The organism is Bacillus sp. AFS017336 (assembly GCF_002555445.1).
GTDB lineage: Bacteria > Bacillota > Bacilli > Bacillales > Bacillaceae_G > Gottfriedia.
The window spans coordinates 64,983-85,189 of sequence record NZ_NUCO01000033.1 but is presented as its reverse complement, the minus strand read 5'-3'; the positions used below and the strand labels follow the sequence as shown (position 1 = coordinate 85,189).

The window sequence follows — 20,207 nt, the reverse complement described above, 5'->3', positions numbered from 1 at the left end:
GCTGATATTTTTAAGTTCCTACCTAAATTTAAATGATTCATCCATATCTCCTACTTTCAAAAATATTATTTTTCTGATATAGTTACATTCTTGTTGTTTTTCATAGATATTTTAGAAAATTCGTTAATTGCTACAAGTTCATCATACTAAATATTCTGTTTTATTACCATGAATAAAATGTGAACAATATTCTTTGAACGTTTTCCAACAATATTAACTGTTATATTGACATACTTATTTACTCGAAAACATAATAAAAAACTCATTTCAAATTCACTTTGAAAATGAGCTTTTTTTTTGTTAATTATTTTGAATCAAACATTGATAAACTGCCATCATATCTCGTTTATTAAGTTCTCGAATTCGATTAAATATTGGAATATCTTTAACTTCCTCTGTTAATTGGTTTTCAGGAACAACATCACTTACTTTACCAGTAAGCCACGTTTCAACCTCTACTCCTTCAACTATCTGTTGACGTCCACTTTCATTGATTCCACTTGCTAAGCAGCTAACACAAGGTATTGTTAATTTATATACTCCGTCATGAAGATTATCTTCAGAAATTACTTTCTTCCCTTTACAGAACGGACAAGGATTGCTTGCTTTTACTTTATTAATTAGTGTAACGATTTTTTTATAGCCAAATGCTTCATAAACATATGTTAGTTTTTTGAATTTACCATTTGTGAAATACTTGTCTATAATTTCTTCTCTAGTTTCATAGATGTCTTTAAAATCAGTTAGCGTTACTAAATTTTTGCTGCTTATTTCTTCAATATTTGTTTTAATGCGATCCCAAAATGGTAATGCATTTTGTAATACTACTTCATACCCCACAAAACTTGCTTGTTTTATTTCTAGCATTTTTAAGGCAACTTGTTGCTCTCGAGAAAGTAATGAAATTTCTACAGTTAAGGCAGTTTCTCCACCAACGATTGATTTTATTTTTTCTAAGACTGGCAGTTGGCCAACTGTTTTGATTACTTGATCTACTGGTTGATTTATAATCTCTCGAATATCAAATTCACCAAACATTAATTTTTTGCGGTGCTTTAATACTGTCCCTTTACAAATTGGACATAAGATTTGTTCTTTTGAAGTCTTCATATCTTCTTTAATAGATGATTTTGAAATTGACATATATCTTCCAATGATAATGTTAAAGCCTTCCCATAATCTTTGGGTTTTTCCTGCTTTGTCATAAAATGTTTGATCCCAGTATCCATATAAAAAAGTATGTTTTTCGGCTTCAGTCATCTCATTGTAACTTTTACTAATATCTTGACCTAGTTCATTTTTAATTTCTTCAAAAAGGAATTGTAATTTTGGATATTGGTAATATTTTAACACTTCCATTACATCTGGATGTAATAAACCTTCCCAAAAAGGTACATCTTTATTTTGGATTACTACATCGATATCAAATTTTTCAATTACTCGACGACCAGAACATGATGGACAATGATTATCTTGACTATAAAAGTCAAAACTTCTTGTATCTTTGTTAGTCGGATGTGACGCTACAATCTGATTTATTAGCCCACCAATTTCATACAAAAATGTATATTGGCTGTATAGATGTCTTTCTAAATCGATTGCTATAACTGGAACAATCGCATCTGATTCATATTCTCCATAAATAAGTCTTGCCATTGATGAAAGACTTTTTAATATTCCACCTTTATAGATGTTTTCTGCATTTTTAAAATAATTTATCTGATTTTCTTGTATATAGCGAACTCCATTTTGTACTTTAAGAGCAGATGAAATATGCGTTTGACGTTCAGATTTATCAGTTGTTATATGATTAAAATGATCATTATGACTGACAACATCCAGATGTTCAACAGGGCTAGTCTTTCTTTTGCCAAAATCTACAATATAATCCGAGCTTTCTAACATGTATGCATTATGTTCAATCATCAAAATGGAGATCGAATCATCTTTTAGAATTTCTCGAACACTATCGATGAATTGATTTAAAATATTTTGCGATAAACCTTTAGAGGGTTCATCGAAAATGAATAGCGTATGTGGATTTCTTGAATTCGAAAATAATTCAGATACTAAATGGACACATTGAAATTCGCCTGTTGATAGTGTTTGTGTTTTTCTTTCTAGCGTAAGATAGCCAAGTCCGAGTTTGATTAGTAGGCTTAATCGCTTATGTGCGATGTCTTCATTCGGTAGTTCCGGAAGTATATCTTCAATTGAGCGTTGGAAAATATCATCAATGTCATCACTATATTTTGTTAATTTTCTTTTAATATCTAAAAATGTAGCAACAGTTGATCGGCTCGTAATTGATTGGTTGCGATCTTGTCCAACCATAACTAACTTATCTTTTGGATATCGCTTTAAAAAATCTTTAGACATACACTCATTTACTAGAGTTGATTTCCCGCATCCAGACTCGCCTGTAAATGTTATCAGTCTATTTTTAGGGATTTGAATTTCAGCAATTTGGATATTACGACAATGTAGATCTTTAAATTCATAATACTCACTTGGCATAGCCTGATTTCGTTCCCAATAAATTGGCTTTGGTCGCGGAGATTCTTCTACGATTTTCCCACCATATTTACCACTTCCAGGTCCGAAAAATACTTGATCATCTGTCGCATCTAGCACTGTATCAGAATGGTCAATTAACCAAATTTGGTTTTTAACTCCTAATTCTTTTATCTCATCTAAAATTCTAATTAATGTTTCATGATCAAGTCCGACTGAAATTTCATCAATGATAATGATTGTATTTTCACTAGTCGCCATAAATTCGCCTAAGTAAAGTCGCGTTAATTCTCCACCAGATAAAGTACCAGTAATTCGATTTAATGATAAATAGCCAATATTCATTTTAATAATATTTTTAAGTAAATGTTGCTTTGCTTCACTAATATGTAATTCATCTGCAAGAGATAAGATTGTTTCTACACTTAAGTTATTAATATCGGAAATAGAATGTGGTTTACCGAATAACTCTATCTTAAATTCTTCAACCTTTTGATTATAACGATTTCCTTTACATTTTTTACATTCAATATTTTTCGTAATGCCACGGCCTTTACAATCAGGACACCAGCCTAACTCATTGTTAAACGAAAAAACTTCAGGTGATTGATGAAACAGTTCTCCAAGTCTCACACGGATGTCTTTAAAAACACCAGTATGTGTTCCAAGCGTAGAACGTGGATTAGTAGAAATAGATGATTTACCTAGGAATAGTACTAATGGCATATCTTCCATATTAATCGCACTAAAGTTTGTTTCCATTATGTTTGGAAATAAATATTGATATTCTGCCTTAGGTAATAATGAAACTAATCTCTTCTTTGATTCTTCACCAATTGTTTGACAAAAAGTTGTTTTACCAGAACCAGATAACCCTGCAATTCCTAACGACTGATTTTCAGGTAAAATTGCATCTAATTTATTAATATTATTTGCAATTAAATGACTTATTTTCAAATTCATATCCTCTCTTGTCTCATAATATTTTATTTAATTATGTATGTTCATTCCTTATATGACCTTTAATTAATACAAATATACTTACATTATTTATTTTAACAATTTAAGACAACTCAATCTATATTCTGCAAATATTTAAATTATCTTTAAAAGTGGCTTTTCACTAAAAATTCAAAAAAACGAAATTTAATTTCTTGATTTTTAAGATTATTTTGAAATTTCGTTTCATTTTTTTATAGACATTACTTTCCATTTTTGGTAGTTTTATATTATGTAAACGCTACTATTTTAATAGAAAGTATGGTGGAATACTTATGAAGAAAAGAAAACTTGGTAAATATGCGATTGCTGCTACTGTAGGCGCATCACTCTTATTGCAACAAATCCAAAATGTTAACGCAGAAACTACTTCACAGTACTCAGTCCCGCCTAAGCATGAACTACGAGCAGCATGGATAGCATCAGTAACAAACATTGATTGGCCATCAGCAACTGGATTGTCTGAAATGCAACAAAAATCGGAGTTTATTAAACTATTAGATGACGTAGAAAAGATGGGAATGAATTCAGTGGTTGTTCAAATTAAGCCGACAGCTGATGCCTTTTATCCTTCAAATTACGGTCCATGGTCTAAATATTTAACTGGTACGCAAGGTAAAGACCCAGGCTATGATCCACTTGCATTTATGGTTGAAGAAGCTCATAAACGTAATATTGAATTTCATGCATGGTTTAATCCATATCGAATTACAATGCCTCGTACGGAACCAGGTGATGCTACTTTAGCTGATTTAAATACTTTAGCCGAAAATCATCCTGCAAGAAAGCATCCTGATTGGGTAGTCCCATATGGAAAGCAATTATATTTTGATCCAGGCAATCCAGATGCTCGTCAATTTATTATTGATGGAATTATGGAAGTTGTAAAAAAATATGATATCGATGCCGTACATTTGGACGATTATTTTTATCCGTATCGTATTGCAGGGCAAGAATTTCCTGATCAGGCTTCATATGAAAAGTATGGTAAAGAAAAATTTGCTAATATAGACGATTGGCGTCGTGACAATGTTGATCAATTCGTAAAACTACTTCACAATTCTATTAAAAAAGAAAAATCCTATGTCAAATTTGGTATTAGTCCGTTCGGAGTTTGGAGAAATATCGCTAAAGACCCTACTGGTTCAAATACAACTGCCGGTCAAACGAATTACGATGATCTATTTGCAGATACTAGAGATTGGATTAATAAAGATTACCTAGATTATATTACTCCTCAAATTTACTGGAATATCGGATTTGATGCAGCCGCTTACGATACTCTAGCAAATTGGTGGTCTAATGAAGTAAAAGGTAAAAATATTGATTTATATATTGGACAAGCTGATTACAAAATTAATGCTAACAATGAAGCTTGGGCACAACCGGATGAATTACCAAATCAAATTGCCTTAAATCGCACAATTCCTGAAATTAAAGGTAGTATGCATTTTTCAATAAAAGACTTAAACCGTAATCCACTTGGTATTAAAGATCAATTAAGCCAAGATGTATATAAAACAAAAGCATTAATCCCATCGATGCCTTGGATAGATGACCAAGCACCAAAGAAACCGAAATTTGAAAATGCTGTTCGTACAAAAGATGGAATTCAGCTTACTTTAAATACTCATCCGAATGATAAAGATGTTTCCTATTATGTTGTCTATCGATTTGATGGAACACATAAAGACAGTACAGATGATCCAAGAAACATTTTAACGACAGTTCGTAAATTAGACAGTGGTAAAACAAGTTATCTTGATACGACTGCAAATATAGATGAAGAATACACATATGAAATAACTGCGGTAGATCGACTTCATAATGAAAGTAAAGTAAGTAATCAAATAAAAGTTAAAGCTGGAAAGAAATAATCAAAAATTAAAAGAGCTTCCAATTTTGTGGAAGCTCTTATTAATACAAACATTTTATACAGTTGCAGACTTCATAATCACAGCTTTTATCATAAAATAACTAATTTCAGCAGGCAATTCATCCTTAATTGGTCTTAGCTTCTCGCTTCCAACTGTTTTAATTACTTCCTTAATTTGGTTTTCAAAATCTCCTGGAACTACTTCATCCCAATCAAATTGATCATCTTCCATTGCACCTTGTAGAATATGATTTTCAACTGTAGTTGTGTTTAAACCTCTTTCTTTTGCGATTTCAGCAATTGTGAGACCGTTTTGATAAGATTCAAATGAGATTGTATGAGAAGGCACTTTTTTTATGGTTTGAGTTTTTGGTCGCACTATTTGCTCTTCAATCTGATTTTCTTCTTTATATTTCTGGATTACTTCGATAAATTGATTACCAAATTTTTGTTGTTTTTGTAATCCGACACCTTTGGCCTGTAGAAATTCCTCTTCAGTAGTAGGTAATAAGTTACATAAATCTCGCAATGTACTATCAGAAAAAACAACAAACGGTGGTACACCAAGTCCGCTAGCAATTTCTTTTCGTAAACTACGTAATTGATTAAATAAATCATTATCAACATTAGTTGTTTCAACTACTTGGATATCTTCTTTTTTCATTACATTTATTTTATTTAATAAAACTTCTCTTCCGCTATTTGTAACGGTTAATAATGGAAATTTGCCACTAGTAACACCAATATATTGTTCAGATGTTAAATAATCGATTAAATCTCCAACGCTTTTAAGTGTACGATTTTTAAATAAACCGTACGTTGTTAATGTATTAAAATTTAAGTCTAGTAATTTTTTATTCATTGATCCAGTTAAAACTGAAGCTACCATCGTTTTACCGAATCTTTCTCCCATTCGAATGATACAGGATAAAACAATTTGAGCATCAATCGTAATATCAATTGCAGTACGTTGATCGATGCAATTACTACATTTCCCGCAAACATGTTCACTTTCGTCACCAAAGTATTTTAAAATAAAAGCTTGTAAACATGTTTCGCAATAGCTGTAATCTTTCATTGATTGTAGCTTTGAAATTTCTTGTTTTAATCTATTTGGATCAAAAGTAGATTGCTCAATTAAAAATCTTTGAATTTGTACATCTTGTGCACTAAAAAGTAATATGCATTCACTTTCTAAGCCATCTCGCCCTGCTCTTCCTGCTTCTTGATAGTAACTTTCCATGTTTTTGGGCATTTGGTAATGGATTACGTATCGTACATTACTTTTGTCAATTCCCATTCCAAATGCATTTGTAGCAACCATCACATTAATATTATCTTGTAAAAATGCGTCTTGTTGTTTTGAACGTTCAACATCGCTTAAACCTGCATGGTATTTTCCAACAGAAATACCGAGATTCGTTAACTTAATTGTAATATTATCTACTTCTTTTCTAGTTGCAGCGTAAATAATACCAGATTCGTTTTTATTTTGTTTTATGTAATTATTTATATAATCTAATCGATTTTGACCTCTAATCACTTTAAATGACAAATTTTCTCTTTCAAATCCGGTAATAATCGCGGTTTCCTCTATTATACCTAGCTGAGCACAAATATCAGATTTAACTTGAGGGGTTGCGGTTGCAGTCAGAGCTAATATTGTAGGTTTTGTAGGAAGCTCTTGAATTAAGTTTTTTATGCGTAAATAGCTTGGCCTAAAATCATGTCCCCATGAAGAGATACAGTGAGCTTCATCTACTGCCACAAGTAAAATTGGCAATTTTTTGAGCTCGTTTATAAAACTTTCTGATTCCAATCGTTCTGGAGCAACATATAAAATTTTATACTCACCATAGCTTAAATCCATCATTCTTTCATTTACTTCATTATAAGAAAGAGAACTATTAATAAATGTGGAAGGTATACCTACTTGATGCAATGCATCTACCTGGTCTTTCATTAATGAGATTAAAGGAGAAATGACGAGGGTAACTCCTTGGAGAATAGTCGCTGGAATTTGATAACAAATCGACTTTCCACCACCGGTAGGCATAATACCCGCTGTATGTTTGCCTGATAAAACTCGTTCAATAATTTGTTCTTGTCCCGCTCTAAAATTTTCATACCCAAAATACTTTTTTAAGTTTTCTCTTGCAACTGTTAACATGTAAACCTCCTTTTTATAATTTCTAATTACAACTCTATTTTACTATAAAGTAATTGATGTAAGTAGACTTCTTAACCCATTTTCAAAATTTGCATTATCTTCTTTTTGACGTTTTTTAGGTCCTTTCACCCTACCACCTGCATTTCGAATTTTCTTAGAAACGTATCTAGTATGTAGAAGTGAATCGATATTTTCATTTGTATATTGAAAGCCATTCTGATTTAAAACATATGCCTGTTTTGATAAGACCATTGCAGCAAGACCATAGTCTTGTGTAATGATAACATCTCCTTTAGAAACTCGGTTGACTAATGCAAAGTCAACGGCGTCCGCCCCTTGAGAGATGACAATTGTTTCAGCACCTTCTCTTTGCATAATATGAGCAGTATCACATAATAAAAGGACATTTATTTTAAATTCAGCTGCAATGTTTATCGTTTCTGTAACGACTGGACAGCCATCTGCATCAATTAAAATTTTCATTTTTTTCTTCCTCTTTCAATTGTTCTTTTAAAAGATTTAATTCTAGATCAGTTAAATGTCGCCATTTGCCTATATCAAGATTTCCCAAATGAATATCCATAATGCGAATTCTCTGTAATTTAACGACTTTATAACCAAAGCTTTTTGCCATTTTTCGAATTTGTCGATTTAATCCTTGTGTTAAAATAATTCGAAATGTGAATTCATCTATCTTTGAAACTTTACACTTTTTTGTTAGTACATTTCCAATGAGTACACTATTTGACATACCATTGATAAATTCCTCGTCAATTGGATGATCGACAGTAACAATATATTCTTTTTCATGACCATGTTCACTATGTAAAATTTTATGTGCAATTGGACCATCATTTGTAAGAATGATGAGTCCTTCAGAATCTTTATCCAGCCTTCCAATTGGAAAAAGTCTCTTTGGATAATTTACAAAATCGATAATATTCTCTTCCACTGTGCGTAAACCAGTACAAGTAATTCCTACAGGTTTATTTAGAATAATATAGTCTTTATCATTTGTTAATTCAATTACTTCATCATTTACTAGTACAATATCATTTTCTTCAACTAAGCTGTTTTTTTCAGCAATTAATCCATTAATTTTCACTTCTCCTGAAGCAACTAATCGTTCTGCCGCTCTTCTAGAACAATATCCTGAAGCGCTTATAAATACATTGATTCTCAATCCTTATTCCTCATTTTCTAGACTTTTTTCTTTATCATAACAAAAAGTGTTGTGAGAGAACAGATTCACAACACTTTTTAATACTTAAATCGTCACTTCTTTAATGAAATTAATAAATTCTAAATTGCCGCGTTCTTCAGCAATTTCAATCGGCGTTTTACCAGAATTGTTATGTAAAAGTTTAGCTCCGTTTTTCAACAAAAGCTCAGCAATAGCAGTATTCCCTTCAAATGCTGCAATATGTAATGGCGTATGTCCTTCACTATCACAAATATTAGGATCTGCTCCATTTGTTAATAGAAAATCAATAACTTCTTTCGATTTGGCACCTGCAATTGCTGCATGTAGCGCAGTATTTTTCGGTATAAATGATAGCTTAGAGTTTGAAATTGCGTTAATTTCCGCACCATTTTTTACTAAAGTTTTCACGACTTCAAACTGACCATAGTGTGCCGCTATTCCAAGTAGTGTTAATCCATGCTCATTTTCCTTATGAATTAAATCTTGATGATCCCGCAATATTTCATTAACCCCTGATACTTCTCCTTTTTCTGCTGCATTAAATAATTTACTAAGTAAATCTTCCATTACTATACCTCCTTATTTCTACATTCAATTTGTAAACATTTTAAAAATAAATGATGCTTTTTATTTAAAATTCTCGCCTCATCTAGTTTAATTGGTACTAATTGAATTGTATTTCCTTTTTGCATTTGTACAAGTTTCCAAAGGTCTGAAACGATTACGGTACCTAATGTTGCATAGCCACCAGTAGTTTGTGAGTCTGCTAGAAGGATTATTGGTTGTCCAGTTGGCAATACTTGAATCGTTCCAAAAGTAGTTCCTTCCGATAGGATATTTGAATTAAAAGGTTCTAAATTAGTCTTATTCGTACTTAAATACATGCCCATTTTATTAAATGTGTCGATTGTAAGAGATTTAGATAAAATTTCAAATTTTATATGATTTGGTATTTTGTCAAAATGACTACTTCTAATAAATTTAATCGAATTATGCTTAGGATATTTTGGAATAAACCTATGCTGAATTCCACGTTTCATCAGCTTGTTTCTAATACTTGAGCCATAAATTAATGTACCTTTTTTAATTGCTAATCCGAGGGAAGCAGGTGCATATGTTGATTGACTTTCGAAATGAAATTCACTTTTAATTCCACCCGGTACTGATATGTATGAATAAACACTATGAACTGCACCGTTAAAAACTAGAATATCATCTTTTTCTAAGTCTATAACTTTATACATTTCAACCGCTTTACCGTTTAAACTGGGCTTTAAATTCCCACCAGTAATCACGATTGAAATTTGATTTAATGCTTTTAAAACTGTACCTCCAAATGCAATTTCAATACTCGCATCATTAAACTTATTTCCTAATAATAGATTTCCAATTTGAAATGCTAACTGGTCCATAGCGCCAGATACGGGAATGCCAAGATGTCTATATTTTTCCCTCCCCATATCTTGAATCGAAATCGATACACCTCTATTTAAAACTTCAAATAGCTCTTTCAAAGGATACTACGCTCCTATTGGTTTAACGATAATCTGATTGTCATTAAATACAGTTTGTAATTCCAATGCTAAATTAATCGAGATGTCAGAATCACTATGGATACAAATTGTATCTGCTTGAATTGGAATAACCTTTCCAGAAATTGTAGTGACAGTTTTGTCTGTTACAATTTGAAGAGCTTGATCAATCGCATCTCTAGTATTATGATGAACTGAGTTTGCTTGATTACGAGGTACTAATAAACCTTCATCAGTATAAGTTCGATCGGCAAATACTTCTGAAGCAAAAGGAATATTCATTTCAACCGCTGCTTCAATTAATTTACTATTTGCTAGTCCGTATAAGACTAATGAAGGATCAAATTCCTTCATTGCTTTCGTAATTGCTAAAGCTAGCTTTAAATTTGTAGCAGCCATATTATAAAGTGCCCCATGCGGTTTTAAATGACTGAGTTCAATTTGATTTACTTTGCAAACCGAATAAAGTGCTCCTATCTGATAAAGCACTATTTTGTATATTTCGTCTTCAGTAAACTTCATTTCTCGTCTACCAAATCCGAGTAAATCTGGAAAACCCGGATGCGCACCGATTGATAAATTATATTGCTTAGCTATTTTTACTGTTTCATATATAACGAACGGATCACCTGCATGAAGTCCACACGCAATATTAGCTGATGTAATATGCGGCATAATTTGCTCATCATTTATTTTGTAATTTCCAAAGCTTTCGCCCAAATCACAGTTTAAATCAATTTGAATCAAAATAATGCACTTCCTTTTTAATCGAATAGTTGTCCTTTTCTACCATTTGTTCAATTTGACTAAACTCTTCATTAGTAATCTCAAAAAATTTTATCATATCCCCAGCTTTAAAGTTTTTTGAACCATTATTTTTCGTTGAAAACACTTCAATCGGAGTACGGCCAATAATATTCCAACCACCTGGAGATTCAAATGGATAAATTCCAGTTTGATTTCCAGCAATGCCTACTGAACCTTTCAATACGTTTTTTGGTTTAATCAATCTTGGAGTTTCTAGAGCAGGATTTAATCCACCTAAATATGGAAACCCCGGGATAAAACCAATCATATAGATTGGATATATTTCTTCTAAATAAAGACGAATTACGTGATCTGTTGTTAGATTATTTTGCTCTGCAACTTTTTGGAGTTCTGTGCCAAAAGCAGAATGAAAACATACAGGAACTTCATAGATTGTCCGTTCTTTATTTTGCGGAGAATCATTGAAGTTTTTAAAAAGGAACTCAATTTCATTTTTTATTTCTGAAAAAGAAAAATTAAGAGAATCATAGTAAATCGTAATCGAATGATAGGATGGTACTACACCTGATATTTTAGTTTTAATATGACTATTTAGATAACCTGAAAAAGTATGGACTAAATTATTTATTTCATTTGAAATCGAATCACCTAGATAACATACAATTCCAGAGCATCCTACTGGAAAAATAGTCAATTTTGGTTTAGTCATTATGACTAATTACTTCTATTGCAAGCTTAATTGCATCCGTCAAATCTCTCTGTGACCAACTTGGCAGCTTTTGATCGATGACCGCAAGCTCATGTGAAGCAGGAATGTGAATAAATCCACTTGGAATTTGTTTTCTTAATTTCTGAAGTTCATTTAGCATTTGATACATAACGTTATTACACAAATAAGCCCCGGCAGAATTTGAAATTTCTGCAGGTAAATGGTGTTCATTTAATACATCAACAATTTTCTGAATTGGAAGTGTTGAAAATAATCCATCAGGACCTTCCAAATCAATTTTCGCGTTAACATATTTATTCCCTTTATTATCTGCAGCACCATCATTGCAATTTATAGCAATTCGCTCTGGTGTTATTTTAGATCTTCCTCCGGCCAGACCTAGTGAAACCACTGCGGATGGATTATAAGTATCGAATAAATTAAGTAACTCATTACCTGCATTTATAAAATCAACAGGTAAAACTTTACCGATTATTTTAAATGATCCAATGACTTGACCATCTAATTCTTTCACTATTTCTTCTGTAGGATTAATTGAAAAGTTCAAAAAAGGTTCAAAACCTGTTAACAATAATGTATTCAAGTGCTCTCAGTCCTTTGGTAAGATTTATATAGTAGAATACTTCTACAAAATGAATTTGAATTCCTTTGAATATTTAAAAGTTTAGGTTTTACATATTAAATTGTTTGCTAATGTTCTTTTTTAAAAATTGATCAAAATCTTTATTTAATAAAGATTTTTGCTTTCTATAAAAAAGCTTTATCGTAGAATCTTGAGTATTAATTACTAAGTTTTTTAATTTTTTTAAAGTTAATTACGGTATGTGAAATTTCTCATGAATATTCATTTATCATTGGTTGATTTAATTGTTAATTTTTAAGCTAAAAAAATGCTGGCCTTAATTTTCTTATTGAACCAGCTCCATTGCACACGTTGTTATATTTAATAGATGAAATGAAACAGATTATTTCTTTCTTAATTACTTACATAAGTAGCAGTACTTGATTTTATTAGTAAAGAAAATAGCCCACCTAGACGCATTATGAAAATTGAATATAAAACATATTCATGGCTTAAAAATCATATTTAGTATTAATTGATACAAATGAATTTTGGAGGCTATTAATATGAATGAGAACGAATCAAAACAGCGGCGAGCTTTATCAAAAGAAGACTATAATGAAAGAAAAAAGTTAGACAGAGTCCACTCCGAATGGACTAATGATCAGTCAGCTAAACTTCATTCACAAACAGTTGGCTCTAGTGGTCCTGTTCTGGAGCAAGATAGTGTACTTCATGAATCCTTACAAGAGTTAATTCATGAGAAAATATTAGAAAGACCGCTCCATGTGAAAGGATTTGGTGCATTTGGTTATTTTCAAACGATCCATTCAATGTCCGAATACACAAAACTAAACTTTTTACAAAATCCTGGTCACAAGGTACCAGTTATGGTTCGTTTTTCATTAGCTGTCGGTACGAAAGGAACACCTGATACTTCCAGGAATGTACGTGGTTTCGCTACAAAATTTTATACAGAAGAAGGTATTTTTGACCTTTTATGTAATCATATCCCTATCTTTTCTGTTCGTGATGCGATACGTTTCCCAGAATTTATTAAATCACTCTCACCTTCACCCCAAAATAACTTAATTGACCCTAATCGATTTTGGAGCTTCGTTTCAAGAACACCCGAGTCAATTCATTTTGTTTTACGACTCTACTCTGACGCAGGTACAGTAAAAAGTCTTCGTCACATTCTAGGACATAGTGTTAGTACATATGTTTGGAGAAATGCTCAAGGTATTAGAAAGTATGTTAAATACCTTTGGTATCCATTGGAAGGTGTACAATACATTGATCGCGAGGAAGCAAATAGACTTGCTGTTGAAAACCCTGATTATGCTGGTAAAGATCTATATGATGCTATTGCAAGTGGTAAATCAGTAGAATATGGCTTATACATTCAGCTCATGGATCCTGCAGATGGAGTGCATCTTTCTTATGATCCATTAGACGATACAAAATTATGGGATGAGAAAGAATATCCTTTTATACCAGTAGGGAAAATGGTATTAACTACTAATCCTGATAATTATATGGAACAAGTAGAAAAAGTCGCTTTCTCCCCTTCAAATTTACTTGACGGTGTGGAATTATCTTTTGATAAAATACTGCAAGGTCGAGCTAATATTTATACTGATTCTCATAGAAGAAGAATTGGTCCAGAATTTCGTAAAGTACCAATTAATCAACAGCAAGACTGGACTCCGGCTAATCAAATTACAAGTGGTGATGGAATATTTGTTCAAGGACAACAAGAAAGAGCTTCCATAACAAAGTATGATGATTTCGTGCAGGCTAGTGATTTCTATATGATGTTAACTCCTATCGAAAAAGAGCATCTTGTTGAAAATTTAGTTAGTGATTTAATTGTCGTATCCGATGATATTAGAAATAAAGTTCTGGAGTATATAAATAAGGTATCATCTGACTTGGCAAAAAGAATTGAGATACAACTAAAAAAACAATAAAGATTTAAAAATAAAAAATTAGAGAAAATTAGGTTTTACCTTATTCTTTCTATTCTTCAATTACAATTTCAATTTTAAAAAACCTCATGTTATTAAAATGAGGTTTTTTAGAACATGTCACAATTAAGATTTTGAGAATTCGAGTGATTGAATTGTTGTGTCTAAACAATTCAATCACTCTATCTTTTAAACAAATTAATGTTGCGTTAACAAATATTGAGCGTCTCGTAGTAAATACTCTGCGGCCTCATTTGTAATGTGTTTACCCCTTTGTGCATTAACTTCGTTTATAAAACTTTTCAAATTGTTTTGTGCTATTTTTACTTGAAGGCTATTTGATATTCCAGCATTGTCAATCCATTTAGTATCAACAAACTGTCTAACTAATCCATTTAAAGATTCATTGCTTGCGACCGTTTTAAACTGGATTGTTTTGGTCTCAAAATTACCAGCTTTATCAACTGAGTTTATGACTATGGAATGACTGCCAAGTGGTAACGTATATAATGGAATTGATGCACCAATTTTATATGGATTCATATCAAGTGTTACCATCGTTTTATTGTGATCAACACCTGAAAAGTTGTCTGCTAATGTAAACTCAGGTGTCATTTCGCTGTCATTTTCATAAACACTTCCATTCACTGGAACAACCCCTGAAATTGTTGGTCCAGTCTTATCGATTTTAATAGTAAGTTGTTTCGAAGCTTCCACATTTCCTACATTATCAATAGCACGATAATCGATAGTGTGTACACCTTCAGATGTCAAAGTTAATTCGCTTTGTTTTACCCATTCCCCATCGTCTATTCTAGTCTCGATATGATCGACTCCAGTACCAGTTGAATTGTCCATTGCACTGAACTTTATATTCACATTCTGCTTATTCCATCCCTCATTACCGATAAAACCATCTGTTAGTGCAGTAGTGAAAGGTGGCTCAATATCGATGCTTCGCCCATATACTTCAAACTCATAAATATTTGCAGTCCCAGTCTCATTATAGTTTTGTGGTGTCGCAATATATAGTCTTACATACCTGACTTTTGTTTTATTAAAATACCTGTCCGTACTATTTGAAACGTTGCCTGAAACTGAGTCAAGATCCGACCAAATAGTCCCATCTAAACTACCCTGAAGCTTATAATTTTTTGTATTTAGTGATAGGCTCTCTCCACCTTCTCCAGAATGCTTCACAATCCATCTGCTAACTTCATAGTTTTGTCCAAGATCAACCATCAACCATTTGTCCCCAGCCGTATCTGAAGACCACTTTCTACCAATATCAGTGGAACCATCTACTGCTTTTGAAGGTTCATATCCTATTAAACTTCCATTTGCAGTAGCTGTTTTGTTCAAAGTCAAATTGATTGGAGCTGGATCAAATGCTAAAGTTGTAACCTTAAGAGCCCTACTTTCCTCTGAAATATTACCCGCTGCATCCTTTGCTTTAACTGAGAACTGGTAGGTAGTTTTAGGGTTCAATCCAGTTACTTTAAAGTTAGTTCTCCCTGTTGTAGAGCCAATCAAAGTATCACCGTTATATATTTCATAACCAGTAACCCCAACATTACCCTTGAAATTATCTGATGATGCATCCCACGATAGAATTCCCATCTTGTCTGTTACTAAATTTGTGGTAACATTTTCTGGTGCAGTAGGTGCTTGTTTGTCTGCAAGAAGTGCATCATGTGTATAATTATTTATAGTCCAAGTTGCGATCGTACTTTTTGTTGCAAAGTCTCTTCCATTAATTACTACCCGATCGGCATAAATATCAAAAATTAAACCTTGCGCACCAGGTTCTTTTGTATAAGAAGGGTTATATTTTATTGCTCCATCTCTTATCATTGAAAAATACTGTTTATTATATAGAGTTCCAGGCAATCTTATATCATCATGCAGATGGCCTGTTACTAACACGGTTTGAGGAAATTCACCTACAATATCCTTAAACTTTTGATCCTGTACCTCATCACTTTGATAGCCGTCCTCCGACTTTGACATTGACACTGTATTCCCCAATGGCTGATGAATGAATAAAAAGATTGGTTTAGATTTATCTGCGCCCTCGGCCAATTTTAATTTTAACCAGTTAAGTTGTGTTTCCGAAAGATAGGCACTGTCCTTATCATCTGTCTCAGTTGCTAAATAGATAAAATGATATCCACTGATCCACTTATCAAAGTATACTGCTGGCATGCTAGTATGAGATAGAAATCGATTTTTTGCAGTTTCAAATCCAGTCATCCATCTTACATCATGGTTCCCAAATACATAGTTGCGGTCTAACTGGGGATATTTATTCATAGTTGTCATAAAAGTATCATATTGGGTATCCGTTCCACTATCAGTAAGATCTCCCACCACACTCACTGATTTCACATTATCATTTACCGCATCTTGCATTGCCTCATTTAAGATAATATCATTCGTATCACCTTTTGCATTAGAATGTGTATCAGATATTGCCATAAAACTGAATTTATAGCTAGTATCCTTCTCTGGTGTATTCGAAGCAAGTACTGTTACATTGATTTGTGTAGTTAAGGCTACATTATTTGGATTTGTAACTTCTACAGGAGGAATGGCTATTCCTGTTATCGTAACACTCTGCTCAGATTTTATGGATGGGTCATAACCTGAAGATTCAATATTCCATTTCACTGGTGCATTTACATTTCCGCCATCCGTTACTAGAACTATATTACTAGGCAAGCCTAAGGCAACCATATTTGGTGCTGTCCCGTTTCCCACACCTGTTATCGATTTAGGTGCAATAATATTTACTAGAATTTTGGGCTTAATTTCTACTACAAAAGTGGCTTTCTTACCACGTACTGTCACCGTTAAAGTTTGGTTTTGTGTTGGCGAAGAACTATTAAAGCCGCTCACATCAGATTCTCTAATTTCCTCTACACGGGTTGTACCGTCAATGTAATTTCCAGTGACTGCCATACCTGCGAGATCAAGACTTTCACCAATTCGGTAAGTAGTTTTCGTTGGTAGTTTAGTAAGAGTGATGCTGTTCAACGATTTCGAGAATTGAAACCAATTTATATTGGCTACATATGTTTTTCCAGGATAAACTTTTAATACAAGATATACTTTATGAACTCCAGTAACCTGAGTAATTTCGGTTGTCATTGTTTTATAAACATTCCAGTTATCTGGTGCAGTAGCAGTAGTTGAAAGTGTCCCTACTTTGTTTCCATTTGTACTATTAGGACCATCAATCCATATTTCAATATCCCCACCTGCATTCGATCCCTTTACTGCGATTCTTGCACTGAAATTTGTAGCGCCATTGTTACCGCTGCCAAAATCCATATTTGTGTATTCTAAATACTGGTTATCATTAGTTCCTCCAACGCTTTGTCCGCCATCTGGACATGATTCAACTTTAAGAAATGAACCTGACTTGGAACTAAAGTTCTCTGCTTCAATCTGACTATATCCATTAGTAGCTGCATTTACTGGTAGATAGCCAACAAAATTTCCGAGTATGTATGAAATGATTAAAATAAATGAAAGTAATAATTTATAAAACCTCGTTTTAGTAACCATAAAAAATCTCCCTCTCGCAATCCGAATGCTAAATAAATTCAATGAAAAAACAGATTACAACAATTAATAAACTATGAAATTATTTATATATCAATAAAATAATGTACCTCCTTTTTTAAATGATCCTTACATTGCCTTACGACTACTTCTTCTAGTGAATTCAAATATTACTCTTTAGAATCTTGATTTCACTTTTTCAATTTGAAGATGCAAAGTATTACACGGACAATTATATTTTCACTATGTAAATTAAATATGAATTTTATATTAAACTAAAATTCTCGAAATCATTGTGTTAAGTAATCCGTAATGATAATCGGGACCATTCACTTAAATAACAATATTTTTCACTTTTACGTTTGAGTAATTTCATTCAAAAAGTAAAACAAATATGTAATACAAAAGTAAGATAAAACTATATTCATATCCTTAAGGTAGAATAGTTTTTGAATGTTTATGTAAACACAAAAAAAGTTCAAAAACATTTAAGTTCTTGAACTTTTTTGGATGAATTATGCAATTTTGTCTTACTAACTTAATTTATGGTTTATTATTAGCCCTGGATCTTTCTAGAATTATATAAATGTTAGTTAAATTACTTAAAATTAACCATTAATTATACAAGTTAATTATTAAACATATATAAAGAAAACTTACTTTTTATGTTAACCAATGAATGCTATTAAGATATTCTTAATGATGGTTTTATTAATTTTCGCTTTGCTCAATAATTAATTATCAAATATTTAGTTCCAAAAATAAATTAGAATTATGAGAAATGAAAGCTATTTACTTTGGCTCAAATTACAAGATTTTTGTAATGATTGATATTAATGGTAGATAAACTACATAAGGGTGAAAAAATTTTTGCTTGCTAGAGAACAAGCAGAAATTTTTTTCATCCATTATAATTTACCTACTTAATCACCGAGACACGAGGTTAAACGCTTTTATTAAAAAAAAGAGCCCTAATTGATTGAAAGTTCAATTGGGTTTAAATCTAAATTCAATTCGCTATCTTACCTCTAAAGCAATGGTATAAATGGCAACTCTTTTTGAAGTATGTTCTTTCTCTCTATCCATCTACCATACTAAAAAAATATAAAAAAATAGCCCTTTATGAAAGTGTCAAAGATTATCATAAAAAGTGCCATTTATTAGTAAAACGATGTCACCTATTGCCCCAATGCAAAAAAATATAAAATAATAGCTTGCTTTTGTAATTTCTTTATTGAAAAGTTCTTTAATTGCTTGAACAAATATTTGTTCAAATTTAAACCAGCTTAAAATCCAAGCAATTATTAAAAAGCTTACGATTGTCATAATTATTTAGATCCTTCCTATTCCTCTTACTAAAAATCCCGCTGCCAACATTCAATATTTTTAATGAAAGTGAATCATTAAACTTGAATTAATTACGCAAGTTTTACCTATTCATTTACAACTAGTTCTCAATTATATCATATTTATTTTCTTCTTAGACAAACTCTAGAACCTGACAAATGCATCTTTTCTGTTAATTCAATAAGAAAACGGAAAAACTACTCGTAAGCTTGTTGAAAAAATATAGTTCAATCAATTTTATTCTTATTTTTTAAATTCTTCTAATCTCTGAAGCTGTACTCCCTTGTCATCAAAGTTTTCCTCTGCCAACCATTGAGTTAATGCCTCATTATGTTTTGGCCATTCTTCTATAAGCATTGAGAACCAGCTAGTGTTTCGTGAACGGTTTTTATAAATAATAGCATTTCTAAAAGTACCTTCATACGTAAAGCCTAAACGTTTTGCTGTTTGAATTGATGGAGCGTTAAGAGAATCACATTTCCATTCATAGCGTCGGTACTTTAATTCATCAAATACATACTTAGCTAATAATTGATGTGCTTCGGTAGACATTCTTGTTCTTTTTAGCGCATCGGAAAAATTAACATTTCCTACTTCGATTACCCCATTTTCCTGATCGATCCTCATTAAACTAAAGATTCCCAGTGGTTTGTTTGTCTCTTTATTTATTACTACATAAAAGATGTTTATGTTACTTTCTATTTTTTTTAGTAATGTTTGTTCAAAAGTCTCATAATTTTGAGGTGGTTCGTCGGATAAATATGTCCAATTACTTGGGCTGGAATTTTTATAAACGTTATAGAGCTCTTTCATGTGAGTAATCGATAATCTTTTGACAATCGTATACTTTCCGACATAACACATATCAGTTGGAAGTTTTCTTTTCTCCCAATTGGTTAACTCTTCACCAACAGGTTGATTGTATTCGTTTATTCTCTGATTCATTTAATGACCCCATTTCATTATAG

14 protein-coding genes are annotated in these 20,207 nt (G+C 32.1%); 2 read left to right on the top strand and 12 right to left on the bottom strand.

The window, feature by feature from the left end; all coding sequences use genetic code 11:
* Positions 1-300 precede the first annotated feature (300 nt).
* On the bottom strand, positions 301-3,471 hold the full coding sequence (locus tag CN601_RS19035; protein WP_098171967.1) for an ATP-binding cassette domain-containing protein: 3,171 nt from the start codon (positions 3,469-3,471) through the stop codon (positions 301-303).
* Between the two features lie 317 nt (positions 3,472-3,788).
* On the opposite strand from CN601_RS19035, the gene CN601_RS19030 reads away from it, so the two are divergent.
* Positions 3,789-5,390: a glycoside hydrolase family 10-like protein gene (locus tag CN601_RS19030; protein ID WP_098171966.1), complete on the top strand. Its 1,602-nt coding sequence runs from the start codon at positions 3,789-3,791 to the stop codon at positions 5,388-5,390.
* A 54-nt stretch (positions 5,391-5,444) separates the two neighbouring features.
* On the opposite strand, the gene recQ is transcribed toward CN601_RS19030, so the two are convergent.
* The 8 genes from recQ to CN601_RS18990 form a co-directional block, all read right to left on the bottom strand.
* A complete protein-coding gene (gene recQ / locus CN601_RS19025) occupies positions 5,445-7,559 on the bottom strand; it encodes a DNA helicase RecQ (protein WP_098171965.1) in 2,115 nt (704 codons plus the stop codon).
* A gap of 42 nt (positions 7,560-7,601) precedes the next feature.
* Positions 7,602-8,042 carry a YaiI/YqxD family protein gene (locus CN601_RS19020; RefSeq protein WP_098118434.1) on the bottom strand — a complete coding sequence of 147 codons (441 nt, stop codon included), beginning with the start codon at positions 8,040-8,042 and terminating at the stop codon, positions 7,602-7,604.
* Positions 8,026-8,742: a pseudouridine synthase gene (locus CN601_RS19015; RefSeq protein WP_098171964.1), complete on the bottom strand. Its 717-nt coding sequence runs from the start codon at positions 8,740-8,742 to the stop codon at positions 8,026-8,028. The genes CN601_RS19020 and CN601_RS19015 overlap by 17 nt, the downstream gene beginning before the upstream one ends.
* An 84-nt stretch (positions 8,743-8,826) precedes the next feature.
* On the bottom strand, positions 8,827-9,330 hold the full coding sequence (locus CN601_RS19010; RefSeq protein WP_098171963.1) for an ankyrin repeat domain-containing protein: 504 nt from the start codon (positions 9,328-9,330) through the stop codon (positions 8,827-8,829).
* Positions 9,331-9,332: 2 nt separating this feature from the next.
* On the bottom strand, positions 9,333-10,277 hold the full coding sequence (locus CN601_RS19005; protein WP_098171962.1) for a 5-oxoprolinase subunit C family protein: 945 nt from the start codon (positions 10,275-10,277) through the stop codon (positions 9,333-9,335).
* Positions 10,278-10,283: 6 nt separating this feature from the next.
* A complete protein-coding gene (locus tag CN601_RS19000) occupies positions 10,284-11,042 on the bottom strand; it encodes a 5-oxoprolinase subunit PxpA (protein ID WP_098171961.1) in 759 nt (252 codons plus the stop codon).
* A complete protein-coding gene (pxpB, locus tag CN601_RS18995) occupies positions 11,029-11,772 on the bottom strand; it encodes a 5-oxoprolinase subunit PxpB (protein WP_098171960.1) in 744 nt (247 codons plus the stop codon). The genes CN601_RS19000 and pxpB overlap by 14 nt, the downstream gene beginning before the upstream one ends.
* Positions 11,765-12,376, bottom strand: a complete 612-nt coding sequence (locus CN601_RS18990; RefSeq protein WP_098171959.1) for a pyroglutamyl-peptidase I — start codon at positions 12,374-12,376, stop codon at positions 11,765-11,767. Before CN601_RS18990 ends, pxpB begins: the two co-directional genes overlap by 8 nt.
* 545 nt (positions 12,377-12,921) lie before the next feature.
* Here CN601_RS18990 and CN601_RS18985 point away from each other — a divergent pair.
* On the top strand, positions 12,922-14,328 hold the full coding sequence (locus tag CN601_RS18985; protein ID WP_098171958.1) for a catalase: 1,407 nt from the start codon (positions 12,922-12,924) through the stop codon (positions 14,326-14,328).
* Between the two features lie 195 nt (positions 14,329-14,523).
* On the opposite strand, the gene CN601_RS18980 is transcribed toward CN601_RS18985, so the two are convergent.
* From CN601_RS18980 to CN601_RS18970, 3 genes are all read right to left on the bottom strand, one after another.
* Entirely contained in the window at positions 14,524-17,895 is a 3,372-nt protein-coding gene (locus tag CN601_RS18980; protein ID WP_098171957.1) for an OmpL47-type beta-barrel domain-containing protein, read from the bottom strand.
* 1,128 nt (positions 17,896-19,023) lie between these two features.
* Complete coding sequence (locus tag CN601_RS18975; RefSeq protein WP_098171956.1) at positions 19,024-19,218, bottom strand: hypothetical protein; 195 nt, start codon at positions 19,216-19,218, stop codon at positions 19,024-19,026.
* Between the two features lie 264 nt (positions 19,219-19,482).
* The gene (locus CN601_RS18970) at positions 19,483-20,184 is read right to left on the bottom strand and encodes a GNAT family N-acetyltransferase (protein ID WP_098171955.1); all 702 of its coding nucleotides are present in this window, start codon (positions 20,182-20,184) and stop codon (positions 19,483-19,485) included.
* Positions 20,185-20,207 lie beyond the last annotated feature (23 nt).

What these genes read in the sequence shown, in the direction of transcription:
- recQ (WP_098171965.1), bottom strand. Translation starts at nt 7,559, where the DNA reads ATGTTAACAGTTGCAAGAGAAAACTTAAAAAAGTATTTTGGGTATGAA.
- CN601_RS18975 (WP_098171956.1), bottom strand. Translation starts at nt 19,218, where the DNA reads ATGACAATCGTAAGCTTTTTAATAATTGCTTGGATTTTAAGCTGGTTT.
- CN601_RS18970 (WP_098171955.1), bottom strand. Translation starts at nt 20,184, where the DNA reads ATGAATCAGAGAATAAACGAATACAATCAACCTGTTGGTGAAGAGTTA.
- CN601_RS19020 (WP_098118434.1), bottom strand. Translation starts at nt 8,042, where the DNA reads ATGAAAATTTTAATTGATGCAGATGGCTGTCCAGTCGTTACAGAAACG.
- CN601_RS19030 (WP_098171966.1), top strand. Translation starts at nt 3,789, where the DNA reads ATGAAGAAAAGAAAACTTGGTAAATATGCGATTGCTGCTACTGTAGGC.
- CN601_RS18980 (WP_098171957.1), bottom strand. Translation starts at nt 17,895, where the DNA reads ATGGTTACTAAAACGAGGTTTTATAAATTATTACTTTCATTTATTTTA.
- CN601_RS19010 (WP_098171963.1), bottom strand. Translation starts at nt 9,330, where the DNA reads ATGGAAGATTTACTTAGTAAATTATTTAATGCAGCAGAAAAAGGAGAA.
- CN601_RS18985 (WP_098171958.1), top strand. Translation starts at nt 12,922, where the DNA reads ATGAATGAGAACGAATCAAAACAGCGGCGAGCTTTATCAAAAGAAGAC.
- pxpB (WP_098171960.1), bottom strand. Translation starts at nt 11,772, where the DNA reads ATGACTAAACCAAAATTGACTATTTTTCCAGTAGGATGCTCTGGAATT.